20 protein-coding genes and 1 pseudogene are annotated in these 15668 nt (G+C 33.4%); 7 read left to right on the top strand and 14 right to left on the bottom strand.

Translation table 11 applies throughout. From position 1 onward, the window contains the following. The first annotated feature begins 92 nt into the window (after positions 1–92). A complete protein-coding gene (locus tag J1899_RS10560; protein WP_214478601.1) occupies positions 93–548 on the top strand; it encodes a hypothetical protein in 456 nt (151 codons plus the stop codon). Between the two features lie 348 nt (positions 549–896). Here J1899_RS10560 and J1899_RS10555 read toward each other — a convergent pair whose 3' ends face one another. Next, positions 897–1844: a YncE family protein gene (locus J1899_RS10555; protein WP_214478600.1), complete on the bottom strand. Its 948-nt coding sequence runs from the start codon at positions 1842–1844 to the stop codon at positions 897–899. 146 nt (positions 1845–1990) lie between these two features. Further along, the gene (locus J1899_RS10550) at positions 1991–2404 is read right to left on the bottom strand and encodes a DUF4275 family protein (protein ID WP_214478599.1); all 414 of its coding nucleotides are present in this window, start codon (positions 2402–2404) and stop codon (positions 1991–1993) included. 564 nt (positions 2405–2968) lie between these two features. On the opposite strand from J1899_RS10550, the gene J1899_RS10545 reads away from it, so the two are divergent. The 3 genes from J1899_RS10545 (at position 2969) to J1899_RS10535 (ending at position 4251) form a co-directional block, all read left to right on the top strand. Next, positions 2969–3454: a hypothetical protein gene (locus J1899_RS10545; RefSeq protein ID WP_214478598.1), complete on the top strand. Its 486-nt coding sequence runs from the start codon at positions 2969–2971 to the stop codon at positions 3452–3454. A gap of 18 nt (positions 3455–3472) precedes the next feature. Further along, the gene (locus J1899_RS10540; protein WP_214478597.1) at positions 3473–3928 is read left to right on the top strand and encodes an SRPBCC family protein; all 456 of its coding nucleotides are present in this window, start codon (positions 3473–3475) and stop codon (positions 3926–3928) included. Between the two features lie 134 nt (positions 3929–4062). Continuing rightward, positions 4063–4251: a hypothetical protein gene (locus J1899_RS10535; RefSeq protein WP_214478596.1), complete on the top strand. Its 189-nt coding sequence runs from the start codon at positions 4063–4065 to the stop codon at positions 4249–4251. Positions 4252–4646: 395 nt separating this feature from the next. Here the strand turns inward: J1899_RS10535 and J1899_RS10530 are convergent, their stop codons facing one another. From J1899_RS10530 to J1899_RS10500, 7 genes are all read right to left on the bottom strand, one after another. After that, positions 4647–5201: a hypothetical protein gene (locus tag J1899_RS10530; RefSeq protein ID WP_214478595.1), complete on the bottom strand. Its 555-nt coding sequence runs from the start codon at positions 5199–5201 to the stop codon at positions 4647–4649. Between the two features lie 236 nt (positions 5202–5437). After that, on the bottom strand, positions 5438–5836 hold the full coding sequence (locus J1899_RS10525; RefSeq protein WP_214478594.1) for a VOC family protein: 399 nt from the start codon (positions 5834–5836) through the stop codon (positions 5438–5440). A gap of 228 nt (positions 5837–6064) precedes the next feature. After that, positions 6065–6304 (bottom strand): hypothetical protein, encoded by a 240-nt coding sequence (locus tag J1899_RS10520; protein WP_343216744.1) that lies wholly within the window; start codon positions 6302–6304, stop codon positions 6065–6067. A 173-nt stretch (positions 6305–6477) separates the two neighbouring features. Further along, positions 6478–6759, bottom strand: coding sequence for a hypothetical protein (locus J1899_RS10515; protein WP_214478593.1), 282 nt, complete (start codon positions 6757–6759; stop codon positions 6478–6480). Positions 6760–6937: 178 nt separating this feature from the next. Beyond that, a complete protein-coding gene (locus tag J1899_RS10510) occupies positions 6938–7396 on the bottom strand; it encodes a GNAT family N-acetyltransferase (protein ID WP_214478592.1) in 459 nt (152 codons plus the stop codon). 195 nt (positions 7397–7591) lie between these two features. Beyond that, positions 7592–8461 carry an arginase family protein gene (locus tag J1899_RS10505; RefSeq protein WP_214478591.1) on the bottom strand — a complete coding sequence of 290 codons (870 nt, stop codon included), beginning with the start codon at positions 8459–8461 and terminating at the stop codon, positions 7592–7594. A gap of 43 nt (positions 8462–8504) precedes the next feature. Then, complete coding sequence (locus J1899_RS10500) at positions 8505–9362, bottom strand: arginase family protein (protein ID WP_214478590.1); 858 nt, start codon at positions 9360–9362, stop codon at positions 8505–8507. 188 nt (positions 9363–9550) lie between these two features. Here J1899_RS10500 and J1899_RS10495 point away from each other — a divergent pair, with 188 nt between their 5' ends. Beyond that, positions 9551–9901 carry a winged helix-turn-helix transcriptional regulator gene (locus J1899_RS10495; protein WP_214478589.1) on the top strand — a complete coding sequence of 117 codons (351 nt, stop codon included), beginning with the start codon at positions 9551–9553 and terminating at the stop codon, positions 9899–9901. Positions 9902–9943: 42 nt separating this feature from the next. On the opposite strand, the gene J1899_RS10490 is transcribed toward J1899_RS10495, so the two are convergent. Beyond that, complete coding sequence (locus J1899_RS10490) at positions 9944–11035, bottom strand: NADH:flavin oxidoreductase (RefSeq protein ID WP_214478588.1); 1092 nt, start codon at positions 11033–11035, stop codon at positions 9944–9946. 136 nt (positions 11036–11171) lie between these two features. Here J1899_RS10490 and J1899_RS10485 point away from each other — a divergent pair, with 136 nt between their 5' ends. Together J1899_RS10485 and J1899_RS10480 are read left to right on the top strand one after the other, a co-directional pair. Continuing rightward, positions 11172–12026 carry a LysR family transcriptional regulator gene (locus J1899_RS10485; protein ID WP_214478587.1) on the top strand — a complete coding sequence of 285 codons (855 nt, stop codon included), beginning with the start codon at positions 11172–11174 and terminating at the stop codon, positions 12024–12026. A 359-nt stretch (positions 12027–12385) separates the two neighbouring features. After that, the gene (locus J1899_RS10480) at positions 12386–12829 is read left to right on the top strand and encodes a DUF3888 domain-containing protein (protein ID WP_214478586.1); all 444 of its coding nucleotides are present in this window, start codon (positions 12386–12388) and stop codon (positions 12827–12829) included. A gap of 299 nt (positions 12830–13128) precedes the next feature. Here J1899_RS10480 and J1899_RS22620 read toward each other — a convergent pair. From J1899_RS22620 to J1899_RS10465, 4 genes and pseudogenes are all read right to left on the bottom strand, one after another. Further along, positions 13129–13242, bottom strand: a pseudogene (locus tag J1899_RS22620) (GNAT family N-acetyltransferase); the annotation flags it as partial. 9 nt (positions 13243–13251) lie between these two features. Then, positions 13252–13713 (bottom strand): YhfM domain-containing protein, encoded by a 462-nt coding sequence (locus J1899_RS10475; protein ID WP_214478585.1) that lies wholly within the window; start codon positions 13711–13713, stop codon positions 13252–13254. A 328-nt stretch (positions 13714–14041) separates the two neighbouring features. Continuing rightward, positions 14042–14245 carry a DUF6440 family protein gene (locus J1899_RS10470; protein ID WP_066446161.1) on the bottom strand — a complete coding sequence of 68 codons (204 nt, stop codon included), beginning with the start codon at positions 14243–14245 and terminating at the stop codon, positions 14042–14044. Between the two features lie 200 nt (positions 14246–14445). Next, positions 14446–15666 carry an SEC-C metal-binding domain-containing protein gene (locus J1899_RS10465; protein WP_214478584.1) on the bottom strand — a complete coding sequence of 407 codons (1221 nt, stop codon included), beginning with the start codon at positions 15664–15666 and terminating at the stop codon, positions 14446–14448. Positions 15667–15668 lie beyond the last annotated feature (2 nt).

Below are 15668 nucleotides of genomic sequence, written 5' to 3'. Positions count from 1 at the left end.
CGTTATGGAGTTGCATTGCGTCACGAAGTTTAACAAATGTGTATAGACTTTACATCCTAAAGCAAACTAAGAAAAAAAAGGATGTGTTTGTTTTGCAAAAGATTGTCTCATGTTTATTATTTTCTTTCTTAATGATGGGCTTTGTATCAAGTAATTGCCTAGCTACTTCTTTGGATAAAATTCCTGCTATGGAATCTTCTAAGCAATGGGAAGTAGTTGTAGATAAAGCTGATAGTCAAGATCCAAAATCAGATAAACCAGAGTTATATAAGTTTTACAGTCTGGACATTAAAAATATCGGCAATGATAATATTGAATTGGTAAGGGTTGAAGCATATAGAGATGAGCCTAATACAAACATAGAATTTGAACTGTTTACTATTCAAAATGATTTACCTGAAAAGAATTTATCTCCTGCATTTCATCATTCAAACTTTCCTTTATATACGAAAGCAACAGAGCTTAAAGTTGTTGTAACTTGGATAAAGAAAAGCGATAATCCTAACGACCAGCGCAGATATAGAGAACAATTTGTTTTCAAACAGTAACTTACAATTGAGAGGTGACACCTCTCTTTTTTTGTTTAATCAATCATATCTAGGTAGATATTTCGTTATTTGTCTTTATTTAAAAAATGATCAGATCGTCGGTGAATTCCACTTGAAATGACCGGAAGTCTTGGCGGAAAGAGTCCAGAATACCCTTCTGACGAGAGAACAAAATATTATGTAAGGGACGCAAATAGAAACCCTAGGAATGATGGCCTAGTTCTTCAATTAAACTGTATTTGTGGCAGGAATAGCTGCCTAATTTAGCAGTTGGAATTAAAATAACCTTCACTCTAAGCGGAGTCATTACACATTAAGAACCACAGCGACCATAAGCTCTTCAAAAAACTAACACAGCGTGTTTTCAAGAATGTATCCATTATTCCACGTTCCTATCAGAATAAATCGGTCATCGCTGCTGAATTCACCAAAACAAGCATATTGAATCTCTTCAACAACAATTGGTTCTAAATCTTCGTATCGCAGGATTATAACTCTTTTACTATATGTAAGGATAATAAATTGACCATCATTTGAAAGGTGAATATAGTGAAAAACACCTAATTCTGGAGAAACTTTATCTGACAACTTAACTCTCTTTATAATCTCATTAAATTGTGCATCAAGCATAATTATGTCATATCTTTCAACTACAATAAATGAGTTATGAATAGAGTTAAAAAGGATAAAATTCCAATCCCAGATCTCAGAGTTTTCTATTACCTCTATCGCTTCATTATTTAATGGTTCTTTCACTTTTACAATTTTACGAACTATGTATTCATCGTTGTATTTATCGGTAATTTCATAAACTAGAGTAAATAAATAGGCTCTTTCAGCCTCGATGAATTGATTATAATAGGCATAATTAATTGAATCTTTTATTTGAGTTAAGACTCTAATGTCACCATTTTCCATGTTGATTAATGCCAATTGGTTTCCGTCTTTTGTATTCAATGTATCGAGAATAACGAGTGAAGTATTGGTTAAAGCAAAGTCTGCTTCAACAAGTTGATATTTTTTATTCGATTTAATGGTCTTAATTAATTCAAATCCAACTGTTTCATACAAATATAAAGTACCACTTGTGTTTTTTATATACAAATATTCATCATTGTCGGAAAAGTGAATAAACCCTGGGTGATTAGGTTCACTAAGCTCCTTTATTTTTTCCCAAGAATTCGTATCATAAATAATTGTTTTACTGCCCATTGTATGGCATAAAAAACGATAGTCATTGGAAAATTTAATCTGATAAGAGGTTTTAAATTTTTTAATTATCTTCATCTGAAGCATAGAAACACTTCCTTTATCAATTTCCGTCATATCATGTTCTAATCTTTCTCATCTTATCCCTACTTGCACGCACCTGACCTGATTAGTTAAATCACTTCATAAAAAGCACTAATCCTATGTGTATCAACACACTTGTTCCTTTAAAGTTATTTCCGATAAAAATACGGCCCATATATCCCTTTTTCGTGCGGAATAACGTATGTCCAATTAAACCCTTTATCAACTACGTACACGTCTCTATATTCACCATATTGATGTAACAAATCATTTGCTTTCATTTCTGAAGCAAATTCTACTTTTAAAACATCATTGGATTCTTGAAAAAATATATAACAGTATTGTTTGTTCACTCTATCAAAAGTTTTGTTTGCCTCTTTACCCTCAAGGTAATTCATTTTATTACTATGCAACAGCTCCCATAAAAAATGGTGACGATATAATCTTTTTTCATTTATAGATTCAAATAATGATTTGATCCATTCTTTTCTATAATCATGACCTATGCTCTCAAATTCCGTTACAATAATTCCTTTTTTACGAAGATTAGTGGCTAAATTCAACTATTGTTACCTCCATTTCCTTACTTTACTTTACAGGTAACCAGATAAACCCCTAATGAAAAATTGTCTTCTTTAATTTTGCTGGCTGATTTGTACAATAAGTTCCCATAAAAAAGACATCAATCCCTTTATAGATCAATGCCCATATGAACAATATCCATTTATTATGTCAGATCACATAAATGCAGCTTGGGCAAATCTTTAGGAACTAACCTTAATGCATAAACTGATGTTAGTAACCCAATGGAGTATAAAAATAATAGCTATATTATAATATACTAATAATAAAGTTGGAATTATTAGGAAGAAAATACACTTAAATAATCAGGAACTTAATCACCTCTTGGAAACTATTTTTCTGTGATAATAATTCCCCATTCAAATATTGAATAATAGCCACTAAACAAGCCAACTTCTGAAATGGTTTCTATTTTATTTTTCATTAAATTTTTTCTTGAAGTATAATTCATTCTTCACATACAAATTAACGTTAAGAATTAAAGTGCTTTTACAAATTTTGTGCTAAAGTTAGAGTGGAACTGGGAATTTTAGGAGAGTGAATAGATGTACAAATTAATTCAAATTTTGTTTATTTTATCATTAATTCTACTCCTTACAGGGTGTAATTCCACTGAAGAAAGAAAAGCAGAAGGTTTAATCAAGGATTATTATCGGTCAATGATAGATGGCAATTATGAGAAGGCTTTCGAGCAATTACACTTGTTCCAATATGATGTAAAAACGGATGATTATAAATTAAATGAAGATATTACATTTTCTGATGAAGAAGCAAAAGAGTTCTATTTAAAGAAAGTAGAGATCTCGCAAGACAAAGGCTATACATTAACAAACTTTGAGATTGGTGAAGTCGAATATGAAGATGGCCATTCCTTCTGGCATCATATAAAACTTGAAACAGAGCATAATGGCCAGGAATTTGAATGGAATGAAACAGCATCAATTTATAATGGAAAAGTATTGATTGGCGGAGTTGATCCATTTCAGATTTACCGTGACGGCAGAATGAACTTTGATATTGAAGGTTTTTAATTAAAAGGAGAAAATAAAATGCCTGTAATTGAGCATCAGCAATTTATTAAAGCACCAGTTGAAGTATGTTTCGACCTTGCAAGAAATGTAGATATTCATACTCAAACGACCTCTAAAACTAGGGAAAGAGCTGTTAGTGGAGTGACAGAAGGATTTTTAGAACAAGGTGATACGGTTACCTGGGAAGCCATCCATTTTGGGATTAAACAAAGGTTGACAGCCAAAGTGACAGTAATGGAGAAACCACATAAATTTGTTGATGTTATGGTGACAGGAGCTTTCCATTCCTTCGTTCATACCCATCAGTTTATTGAAGAAGCTGGCGGAACCATAATGATTGATAAATTTCAATATAAATCACCATTCGGTCCAATTGGCGTTGTAGCCGACAAGTTATTTTTGGAGAAATATATGACGGCATTCATAGCTTCTCGTGCAAAGGCACTGAAAAAGATTGCTGAGAATAAGGAATAACCTTCCCAAAGCATTTAAGATCTGCTGTTAATCGAGTAATTATTATCTTTTGACTAGAAGGATAGTTTTTTGGAACAAGGGAATGACAGAAAAGAAGTTGAATATAGTTAACAATAGACAAAGGAGGTAATATTATGGTTTTGGTATGGAGTTTTGTAGGAATGTTTGTTGTTGCACTTCTCTTATTTGGATATTTCTTAGATAAAAAAACCAACCGTTATAAACGAATCAGTGATAAGAATGCCAAAGACAGCCAAGAATTAATGAAGGATGAAGCACAAAAGCACAACCCACCTAATTCGAACCATACAAATTGGTGGTAATAGATGATTAAATGAAATATTTGGCGCGATCAATGACTAGGAAAGGTAACGATACTATCGGAACTGATACCTTCTTTGTTAAGGTAAAATGAAAGGTGTGATCATCATTAAAAATGAAACAGTTTCTGCTAAAATAATTGGGAAACTTTACTGGAAATTATCATTTCCTGTTCATAGCAATTAGCAGACTCAGAAGACAAACATTCTGATAAGACTGACTGATTTTTTAAGATGGAGATGAATGAGAAAGAGAAAGAGCCAACATATACACTTTAATGAATAAAATAATATTTATCTGGCTCTTTTAGGGTATTGGAGTTATTGAACTAAACCACCCGGTAGCTTAATAACTTCAACAAATAGAAAGTAATTAATGAAACACTTTATCACCTAAATCACTTCACTTTATATTTTGTTGAAATCTCTTTACTCAAGGAATCTAACGTATAATCAAACTTATACTGAATAATCAATTGATGCGGTTCTTCCCATTCTAATTTAAATGCACTGTCCGAAAATGGCTTATAGCCATCATCTGTATTAATGCTGGTTAAATAAGTCATATATAATCTTGAATTTGATAATTGGTATAGGCGACCATAACCTCTTTCAATCACTACAAATTCTTCTTTATGATCTGGAGAAGAAAATCTCGTGTATTCAGCCTCTATTAGAAGATTTGGAAGGGATGATACTATTATGAAAAATACCCCTATCGCAATTATTATTCCTTTTATACCTCTATCATTGAACAAATATATTAGCGATACTACTGCCACAATTATAAGCAAATTAAATAACGCCTGATGACTAATACCGTTTGGTGGTGTTCCTATATGAACAAATACTCCATTGATTTGTAATGTTAGCAAAGCAAAAAGCAATAAAATACTTGTAATAAATGTGATAATAGCTTCCTTTAGAAATTCTTTTGTATTACTTTTTTCCACTATTTATCACCACCTTTGAACAAAAATAGTAAATCCTTCTTTAATAATCCTGGTTCTTTTCTACAATAAAAAAGTTCTCCGAAGCGGTCCCAACACAAGCTTGATTTTCACTTATTTCAGGAATGCTGCTCCGTTTATTCCTCAAGAAAAGCCGCCTTATTTGGCAGCTGATCTGAAACATAAGCACCCGTTATGCTTTTTATTGTTGGTATGAACAGGATATTAAGTTTTTCATATTAATTAGGTAGATTAAGTTGCCATGAAACTCCAAAACGGTCATTTAGCCAGCCAAATTTCTTACTGAATCCATAATCTCCTAGTGGCATAAGTGCTTGTCCACCTTCGTTCAGCTTCTGATAAATATTGTCAAGTTCTTCTTCGGTATTACAAGTAACAAATATTGAGAACGAAGGTGTGAAGGAAAACTGATGTTTAACATTACTGTCAATGCACATAAATTCTTGACCTTTTAAGGTGAAAGTAGCCTGCATGACAGTTCCTTCATCCCCACTTTCATTTGCACCATATCGAACAATATTTGTAATTGCTGAATCCTCAATCAGAGATGTGTAAAAATTCATTGCTTCTTCTGCTTTGCCATCTTGAAACATTAAAAATGGTGTGACCTTTTCCATTATCAATCTACTCCTTTTAGGACCTATTTTCTAAATATTAGTTCAACTTGTATTATAAATCCATTCTTTTACTAAACTGCCCTTATAGCATCATAAGAAAACGGCTTACATTTTATCTAAGGAGAGCACCAGTTAGTTCAACAAGGAGCTATACCTTTTTAATTAATTTGGAAAAATTGTATATACCCAACAACAAACAAATCATAGTTAAAGCCCAAATACTCCTGTTTACCCTAAACGAAGAGATATTTCTTCCGATGCCATAGGATGAAGGTAATCAAACGAAATGGCTTGTAAAGAAAAATATACTGCAACAGAGGATAACAAAAAATGTAGGAAAAGCCAAGCGTATGCCCCACTCCGTCTCTTATTTTTCACCCACAAAAAAATTGTAATTCCAATTGCAATTCCCATTATAATTAAAAATCCACTAATTAACATACTTATGGTTTCTTGTTCCATTGGCATATAGAAAACCTCCTAAATTTAGGTATTAATATTATTAAACTGTACCACCTATTTTAGTAGAATATAATTCTTTTCCTCTAGCCTGCATACGTTAGCATAAAAAGAAAAAGCTGCCGATAATGACAGCTCCCATCTTCAACACTTTCACCCAATAGTTGAATATCTATCAATAATTAACTTACTGTTGTATTACCTTTTAACTTTAAAAAAGTTTTTCCAACAAGTGCAAAGGCAATCAACATAGTAATCAAACTTGCAACAAAGAAACCAATTGCATATATTCGAATATTCGCTTCTGGTACTCGGTCATTTATCTCTAATCCTAAAAGGTGTATTCCGATGCCGTCACCATCCACATTCGTTCCAAGAGACCATAAATTTAATCCTTTGTAGACCATTAAAAAAGTAAAGAAAGTAAGAAAAATAAAAACAATCCAACGATTAATAGCGTTCATTTTATATCCCTCCTTATTAAATAATATATCATATTTTCCCATTTCTTCTTTATGTTTCTTATTGCACTAACCCGCCACTTTAGCGACATAAAAAGGGTTCCATTTTACTTTAGGAAAGCACCCAATTGGTTAAGTGCGAACTTCCACAAGGAAGAGGAATAATGAAGATTCATCCCCACTAATTTAAATGGTATTTTAAGCGAGGACCAATCTCTTTAAATCCCAAACGTTTATAAAAAGAAACAGTTCTGCTCCATGCTTCTGGATTCGGAGTTCCAACTTCTAAATTAATCCATCCAAATTTCTTTCCATGCTCTTTTGCGGAAACGATTAATTGTTCTCCTACACCTTCACTCCGCATTTTGGGTGCAACATATAATTCTTGAATAATGCCTAATGAACCAGGTGCATACAAAGCCATAACACCAAAAAGTGTTAGTACACCAACACATTCATCTTCCTTAAAAGCTAAAAATGCAGTCCATTGTTCTTCTTCTTTCTTTAGCAATTCTAAACAAACATCCATTAACTCATCACTTGAAATAGTTGTTGCCTTTAGCTCTGATAAAAGTTCAGCAGTCATTTTTGTCACAAGTAAAGCATCATTTAGTGTTGCTTTTCTAATATTAATACTCATGTCATTTTCCTCTCAATTACAAAATTAGACGACAATAATAATTCAATAATATAGAATAAAGAATTTTTTTTAATGTAAATTCCTTTAATAAGATTATCATGATTTTTGCTCAAATCAGGCTGAAATGAATACCATTAAGCATAAAAAAAAGCAACTCTTACGGTTGCTCAGAATGAAATATATTTTATTTTTGTGTTAATGTTTTTTCAACAACGGTAAATTCCGAAGCATATTTGAAAGTGTAAAAGCATCCCAAGGCAAATGTTCTGTAATACCCAGTCCAACTACATCAAATTCATTGCTCACGTCTTGAATTAGGCGAGTAACAGATTGCATGCTTGAACGCTTTAACCCTTTTCCTACATACTCCTCATAACGTTCTGGCTTTGCAATACCTTGAGAACGGAACTCGCGAAGATCTAATACATCGAGATCAAAATGAACAGCGATTCGAGAAGCACCCGTTGCTCTTAATGCATTAATTAATGTTTCACTGGAGGTACTAAATTCCTCTGAACTTACATTAGTAAATTTATATTTTTCGTATACAGCAGTTGCTTTTTCTTTATCATCATTAATTCCAGCAAATACTATATTTTTAGGGTTAACTTTTTTTGGAACAAGCTGAGCCAAATCCGAATCCCCTTCTCCAAGTAGAGTAGCCAATATCATAGCATGATAATGCGGATATAGATCTGCTGTTTTAATGTCTGGATGGGCATCTATCCAAAGTATGGCCAAATCCTCTTTATATTTTTCTGCAAGATAAGCAAATGGCGCAAGTTCTACGCTACAGTCTCCGCCTAAAACGACTACGTTGTCCGGATTTCGTTCATGAAGAATATTTAAAGCTGATTGAGTTTGCTCGATGATTTGCTTTTTTGCTACAATTCCATCTTCATTATCATCGTTAGTAGGATCTGTAGAAATAGGTACTTCAATTGTTTCATCATCTGTAGGTGGAGCAAGCCAAGCTAAAAGTTGAGCTCCAAAGTGATAGGAAAAGTTGTTTCCCCCCTGCCATTGTGGCATTATCAAGCGTAATGTCTTCTTTTCGTTTTCCATAATATCCTCCAATTTATAGGTTTAGTAATGATTGAATTATTAATCAATCAAAGATAGAAACCGTGCTTAACAGATTTTTTAAATTTATTGAGTCCCAAGGCAAATGCTCCGTAATACCGAGTCCTACCAGATTAGTTACTTTTGATGCTTCATGGATGATCTCCGTTAATTGCGGAAAATGCATTTTCCCCATTGGAAAATCTATAGGTTCTTTTGAATCTGGATTTGCAAAAATTAAAGAACGGAATGCACTGGGATCAAGAACATCTAAATCAAGATGAATCGCTAAATGCTTAATATTCTGTTCAACAATCCATTTTTTAATAGCACTAGGATTTTCTATTAGCTCTTTGGTGCTTGCAGTCTTCATGCCGAGCTTTTGAATTAATTCTGTCTCGTGGGAAAATGTTTCTTCAAGTCCTGCAAAAAAGACATTACCTGGCTTTATAGGTACTTTTACTTCATTTGCAAACTCCTTATCTCCCTCTCCTAACAAATTCCCTAATACCATAGTATGACTATTCTCAAATTGTTTTGGCGTAGAAATATCAGGATGTGAATCAATCCATATCAATCCTAGTTCTCCGTTATAACGTTCGTTTAGATAGGCAAATGGTGCTTGTTCAACTAGGCAGTCGCCACCGAAAATAATGATTTTATCCGGTTGATGCGCAGCAATAATTTGTTGGGCAGACTTCAATTGATTCATAACTTGGTTTCTACCGAAAATACCCCTTTCAACTTCAAGTTGGTTTCCCTCTGGTTCATGAAGAGGAACTCTAATAAGTGGCTGTTCATTTTGTGGTGCTAACCAAGCAAGTAGTTCCGCCCCAAAGGAATAATTGGGGTTATTCCCACCTTGCCATTGAGGCATTAATAGACGAATTGTTTTATTTGTCATTTGTATTCTCCTTTCCCTTTTAACTAGTGCTAGTATAATTGAATTAAAATCAATTAAAAGTACGCACTTTTATGAAAGTACCCAAAGAGTTAGTTTCTTTTCATTTTTTTCAGTTGCCTGTAAACTAATACTTAATTTTGATCCTAATATTTCGGTTCAAATAGAAGTTATTTGAAAGGATGATTTAAATGACAATGCAAGGATATCACGGAAAAGTTAAAAATATTCAGGATACCCCTTTTGGTTATACTTTGTCTTTGATCGGCGGAAAATGGAAGATGGTCATTTTATATTTACTAGCAGAAAACCATCCGATCCGGTACAATGAGATGCATCGAATGATCGGGAACATAACCTTCAAAACACTTAGTTCTCAACTCAAGGAATTGGAGAAGTGTGATTTAGTACTAAGAAAGGAATACCAACAGCTTCCTTTAAAAGTTGAATATTACCTTACAGATAAAGGTGCTTCACTTATTCCGATTTTGGAAGAAATGTGTGAATGGGGCATAGAAAACCAACCCACACCTGACATATAAATACAATAAGCTAACTCAAACGAGTTAGCTTATTTCTTTTTATTAGATCTCAAAATCTTTAATATTAGCTACTGGATAAAGTACTTCATCTGGATTAAAAAAGGATAACGGTTCTTCCCTTTCAATTTTCTTAACCCAGTCATGATCAGCTAAGGCACCTTTTCCAAGTGTTACAATATCAGCATCACCATTTCTTACAATGTCAATTGCTCTTTCAATATTCTCTAATTGGCCGTTCGCCATTATCGGTAACTGACTATATTTCTTTCCTAGTGAAACTAAAGATTTTTCTCCCCCATCAAATGCAGGTTGCCATGCTTTATACTCTGTTATGTGAATATAATCTAATCCTGATTGACCTAGAGAACTAAAAATGATTTTTGCGTCTTCCTCTTTTCCTGACCATTTATAGAGATAATCATTCACTTGTGATTGTGATATTCTTATACCTAATGTGAAATCTTTTCCGACAGCTTTAGTGACTTCTGAAGCAATTTCAACTAAAAATCTTACTCGATTTTCTGTGTTTCCTCCATATTCATCAGTACGTAAATTTGTATACTCCGTAAGAAATGCATCCAAGAGATAACCATTAGCACCATGTATTTCAACCCCATCAAATCCAGCATTCTCTGCTCTTTGAGCAGCTTCTACAAAGCTCTTTTTTACATCATTTATCTCTTCTCTTGTCATTTCTCTTGGGATTATATATTCTCCTTCCCCGTAATAAAATTTGAGCTGTTCGCCTTTAGGCTTTACTGATGATGGAGCAATCGTTTCCTCTGAAAAATGACTTCCTTGAGAAAGTGGACCACTATGCTGCAATTGCATGAATATTTTCCCACCTTCATCGTGCACCGCATCTACTACCTTTTTCCAAGCTTGTGCCTGTCCATCTATTGCAATACCTGGTTGATACTGATACGTCTGACTATTTTTTTTATCAATATACGTACCCTCTGTAATAATTAAACCAAATCCACCTTTGGCGAAAGAGCGATAGTACTTGACCATCTTATCTGTAACAAATCCATCGTCTGTAGCACTAATACGGGTCATCGGTGCCACTCCAACTCTATTTTTTAATTCTGTTTTATTTAATTTATAAGATTGAAGTAAAATTTCTTTATTCATACTTTCTTCCTCCTTCAATATTTGTTCTTGACAACCTTTCAGTTATTAGCTTAAATGAAGCGAATGCTTTAGTAAAATTAATATATTTGATATTATAGTTCAATATTATTGAACTCAAGAAAAAGGAGATGTAAAAGTGGAACTTCGCCATTTAATTACATTTAAGACAATCGTGCAGAAAAATGGTTTCAATAAAGCTGCTGATTACTTAGGATATGCTCAATCTTCTATAACGACGCATATAAAAGAGTTAGAAAAAGAATTAGGTAGACCACTTTTTGATCGTTTAGGAAAAAGAATCATTTTGACTCACTTCGGTGAGCAATTTCTTCCCTATGCAAATCAGATAATTGATCTTTATAACCAGTCACTCACTATTGAAACAGAGCCTCAAGGGGAACTTACAATTGGAATATCTGAATCGCTTACCATTTTTCGAATTCCTCAGCTCCTTCTCGAATTTAAGCATAAATATCCCAAAGTTAGTCTTCAAGTAAAGTCATTAGAGAACTATGATGTAACTAAGAGTCTTCAAAGTGGTGACATTGATTTAGCATTGGTTTTAGAAAAGGAAAACTGGAAACAGGAAGAGTTGCATATTGAAGAATTAGTAAGAGAAAGAATGGTCTTTATCCGTCCTAATAGTAATAAAGGTGATTTAAACACAGCATTGTATTCCGATTTAAGATGCAGCTATAAATCTGTATTTGACGAATATATTTCACTAAATCATTTAGATATAAGGGATAGTTTGGAATTCCAAAGCATCGAAGCAATAAAACACTGTGTTAAGGCTGGATTAGGTGTATCACTTGTACCATTTTTTTCTGCAAAAGAAGAAATTTCAAATGGGATTTTTATAGCAAAAGACGTTTCTAAAGAACAAAGTTCACTATCTACTTATTTGACTTATCATAAAGATAAATGGTTGTCTCCATCTATAAATAGTATGGTTAGCTTAGTTCAAAAACAAGCAATAAATTGGGAGTAATATATGAGATGAAGGTGCTTATAACGCACCTTTTCTTTTTCTACTCCCACCCGTTAGTATATCAAGCACCATTTTGTTGATATGCATAATTATTAATAGATATATATTTTTATTGAGTTTCGAAAATACACTCAGACAACAGTGCTGCTGTATCATTATGACCATAATATACGCTCTACCGTAAAAAAGGAGTCCTTAACTGGAAGAAAGTTTCTCAGTTTATCAGGCAAAATCTGTGTCGTCTTTTCAAGCGGTCACAAAAGATTGGTTTATTTATATTATCACCTAATAATTGGTATGCGTTAAATTGCTCAAAGTGGAATACTAACTTTGAGGTGAATAATATGAAAAGATTAGTAATGTTAACTTTTTTAATCTTAATGAGTTTGACGGTCCCTATTTCTCTAGCACATGCAGACAAAGATCCTAGCAGCAAGATCAACAAAGAAATTTACGCTTCTCCAGAAGAGCTTTTGGTTGATATGATTAATCCTTATATCACAGAAATTGTTAATAAAGAATGTGGAGAAGGAGTGAATTGGACATTTGAGAGAGTCAACAAATTAGAATTGATTGTCGATCATACGGGATCAGAATCAAAAAGTTGGTACGAACTTGAATTGATGATTCGTACATTTAGTTCTAACCTAAAGAATGAAGCTATCAATTTGGACACGGTGACCGTACAGATTGATCCTAAAACGTACTTCGGCTCAATTGAAGGTAAGAGAAAGAACCTTGATGAAGTATCGGTTAAAGCTGTTAAATACAGTCATCATCATGATAACAAAAAGAATCAGTAAAGTTTGAGCTGTTGGAAAACAGCTCATTTTTGTAACTGCCTATTTAATGAAGTGTACAATTAACTTAAACAAACTAACACTATAAGGATTAGAGAGCTGCAATATGATTAACCATTCTATAATTGGCAGACAGTAAACATTTGGTCTGTAATTTACGTTAATTCATCGATCGAGCAATTTCTAACATCTCTCTTTTGATAAAATTAAACTGGTCATTTCTATAAATGTGTCTTGTTTTACAAAAAAATAATTTTATAGCTTTAAAAAATGTGTTGAGTTAGGATATCTATTTTCACTTATCTAGAAACATAAAATCTTCTTAGCCTTCCGATTGTTTTAACATTTGTGAAGGGATTTATATTCAGTCCACCTATTGCTATTAGCTCCTCTTTCTCATTAAAAACACCATATAAAACCAAAAATTAATCAAAGTTAGATAACCTCTCTCCTGAAATGGTTTCGAACAATTTTCCCGATTTACTCTTACTTAACTGAACATATTTCCCTTCACCTTGTATAACAAGCTCGATTTGTTCATTGTTAGGGCTGATCCATAGATCATAATTTATAACAGCTATTCCCTTGTTACTGCTGAAATTGATTTGGAAATCAGGAGGGTGTGTCATACTTACTTCAGCATTTTCCCAGTGAATACTTTCCAGTAGATGTTTGACATTTTGAACAGTTGACTGATTGTTGATTTCTTTAAATTCCTCATAATTTGCCTCTTCGCCAACACGTTTTTGAACCTTCAACTTAGTTTCTGAATGCTGTAATTTATCTTGAACATTAATCTGAACTTCATTTGTTCCTCTAATGGAACAACCTGAAATGATAATTGAAAGAATTCCAATACAAATAATGAAATAGATATATTTCCTCAAATCGCTCACTCCTTTCCTCTATAGACGATTGTTCTTCGGTTAAGTTACTAAAAATTCAAATTAATGGACGCACCGCTAAATCGTAAATCGGGTTTGAAACTAAAAACACTTTATGCAATATGCCTAATAGTCCATGCACCTGTATAAGATAAAAGATAAATTGATAGTTGCTAAGCATAACTATTTTATATCATTTATTTATAAAACCTTAGTAACGAATAAGCAGGTTTTGTATCACGATTTTTTGTTTTTCAAATATTCTACTGATCAATCCTGCTTCTTAAAGCACAAAAACCCTTCCACACTTGAAAGGGTTTTTACTACTTTATTATTCCGAACCGTCTATCGGATCCACAATGACTTTTCCGTTTTCATCTAATAATGGTGTTAATCCGCTGCCTTGCGTATTCCAAACATGCATATAATTAACACCTGTTTTCCGATCAACCAAAATGTAGATCAGTCCGTGCTGATAATTTTGGACTAGTTTTTCATCAAATCGTTTTTCTTCTTTGCTTTTATCTCGAAACATGCTACCTCACTCCTAATTTATTTTATTCGTGATGTTATTTAAAAGGTTCCCTGTTTATTTTCCTCACTGCTAGCGATCTAATCCTATAATCTGGATTGCACATAAACATGGGAAATAAACTGTCTCTTTTAATGCACACTTTCTTTTTTGAAATTTATAAGAAATAACGGCTCTGTTTATTTTTCACAAGTATGCTCTTATTATTTCCCGCAGCACTTCTTATACTTCTTCCCGCTGCCGCAAGGGCATAGTTCGTTTCTGCCAACTTTTTTTTGCCTTGATTTTATATCAATAATGTTGCTGCTGTCAGGTGTTGCTAACACAGCGGTTGGATTTGTATTTGGTTTGCGGATTTCTTTTGGTGCGTAGCCTTTTAGGTGCCATTGTTTTGTATGATTGACTAATGTCATGACAGGATTCATAAAAGCATTTACCTCATCAGCATCCTGAAAATCGATGTATTCCTGTAGATAAAGCAGAATTTCACCGAATTGCTTGCCAATCTTTATGAGAAATACAATTTCTCCTACAATGTTTTCTGCTTCGGACTTTTTCATGGGATAGTGAGTCACCATGTATTGCACCAGCTGCTGATAGCTGGCGGTCTGATCAATGTAGCCAGGTTCACTTGCTTTAAAGAGCTGTTCCTTTGTAAAAGGATAAAACCCAATATGCGGCCGCATTTTATGTTCTTTTTTGAGCTTATCTAAATCTTCCAGTTCATCATGCTGAACATAACCGTCTTTAAAAATAATTTCTGAGTCATATACTCTGCGATCAAGTAAAAGCTCTAAATACATGAGCAGATTTACTGGCTTTTTCAGCAGCTTTTCAATCATCGATTGTAACTCATTGTATGAGACTGCTCCATAATAAAAAATAATTCCTTTTGTGATTTTTAATAGCTCCGTGTTTTGTTTGACTGCTTGTTTTATGTCTGTGCTTTCACAAAGCGCCTTTAGCTGCTCTACTAGATCTGCTGGAATATAAAGGACTCTTTCTCCGTTAATGGATCCTGTTGCTACTATGCCGCTTTCACGAAAATAGCTAATCTTTTGATGAGTTAAATCAGTAAATGCATAATACCCTCCATTTTGGAGAATTTTATTAATCACCTGCATTCTCTCTGCATCTATACTTTCCAAAAAAGATTCCATTTGATTAACGATGCTTTCAATTAACACTTCTATTAATTGTGCTTTTTTTAATGCACTGAGTCCCTGCAGCCCGTAAAATTTCCGAATGGTATCTAATTCTGCTTTTGTCTTCTTGCTCAGGGTATCTTCTAGACTAATAGGGTATTCAACTGTTGCATAAAGCTTTTTATCTCTCTTATCTTCTTCCAATATAACCGTTTCTTTCATATTAGAGAGTGCCTTTAAAAGTTGTTTCTCTTCGTTGCTGCTCACTTTATTACTCATTT

The sequence above is a fragment of the Cytobacillus gottheilii genome (assembly GCF_018582665.1).
GTDB lineage: Bacteria > Bacillota > Bacilli > Bacillales > Cytobacillaceae > Cytobacillus > Cytobacillus gottheilii.
Note: the sequence above shows the minus strand (reverse complement) of the source record. Positions and strands in the feature narration are given on the sequence as shown.

Excerpts from the sequence above, each read along its gene's own strand:
- J1899_RS10515 (WP_214478593.1), bottom strand. The coding sequence starts at position 6,759 with ATGAACGCTATTAATCGTTGGATTGTTTTTATTTTTCTTACTTTCTTT.
- J1899_RS10510 (WP_214478592.1), bottom strand. The coding sequence starts at position 7,396 with ATGAGTATTAATATTAGAAAAGCAACACTAAATGATGCTTTACTTGTG.
- J1899_RS10500 (WP_214478590.1), bottom strand. The coding sequence starts at position 9,362 with ATGACAAATAAAACAATTCGTCTATTAATGCCTCAATGGCAAGGTGGG.
- J1899_RS10495 (WP_214478589.1), top strand. The coding sequence starts at position 9,551 with ATGACAATGCAAGGATATCACGGAAAAGTTAAAAATATTCAGGATACC.
- J1899_RS10525 (WP_214478594.1), bottom strand. The coding sequence starts at position 5,836 with ATGGAAAAGGTCACACCATTTTTAATGTTTCAAGATGGCAAAGCAGAA.
- J1899_RS10480 (WP_214478586.1), top strand. The coding sequence starts at position 12,386 with ATGTTAACTTTTTTAATCTTAATGAGTTTGACGGTCCCTATTTCTCTA.
- J1899_RS10555 (WP_214478600.1), bottom strand. The coding sequence starts at position 1,844 with ATGCTTCAGATGAAGATAATTAAAAAATTTAAAACCTCTTATCAGATT.
- J1899_RS10545 (WP_214478598.1), top strand. The coding sequence starts at position 2,969 with ATGTACAAATTAATTCAAATTTTGTTTATTTTATCATTAATTCTACTC.
- J1899_RS10540 (WP_214478597.1), top strand. The coding sequence starts at position 3,473 with ATGCCTGTAATTGAGCATCAGCAATTTATTAAAGCACCAGTTGAAGTA.
- J1899_RS10490 (WP_214478588.1), bottom strand. The coding sequence starts at position 11,035 with ATGAATAAAGAAATTTTACTTCAATCTTATAAATTAAATAAAACAGAA.
- J1899_RS10505 (WP_214478591.1), bottom strand. The coding sequence starts at position 8,461 with ATGGAAAACGAAAAGAAGACATTACGCTTGATAATGCCACAATGGCAG.
- J1899_RS10465 (WP_214478584.1), bottom strand. The coding sequence starts at position 15,666 with ATGAGTAATAAAGTGAGCAGCAACGAAGAGAAACAACTTTTAAAGGCA.
- J1899_RS10535 (WP_214478596.1), top strand. The coding sequence starts at position 4,063 with ATGGTTTTGGTATGGAGTTTTGTAGGAATGTTTGTTGTTGCACTTCTC.
- J1899_RS10470 (WP_066446161.1), bottom strand. The coding sequence starts at position 14,245 with ATGTTTCGAGATAAAAGCAAAGAAGAAAAACGATTTGATGAAAAACTA.
- J1899_RS10520 (WP_343216744.1), bottom strand. The coding sequence starts at position 6,304 with ATGCCAATGGAACAAGAAACCATAAGTATGTTAATTAGTGGATTTTTA.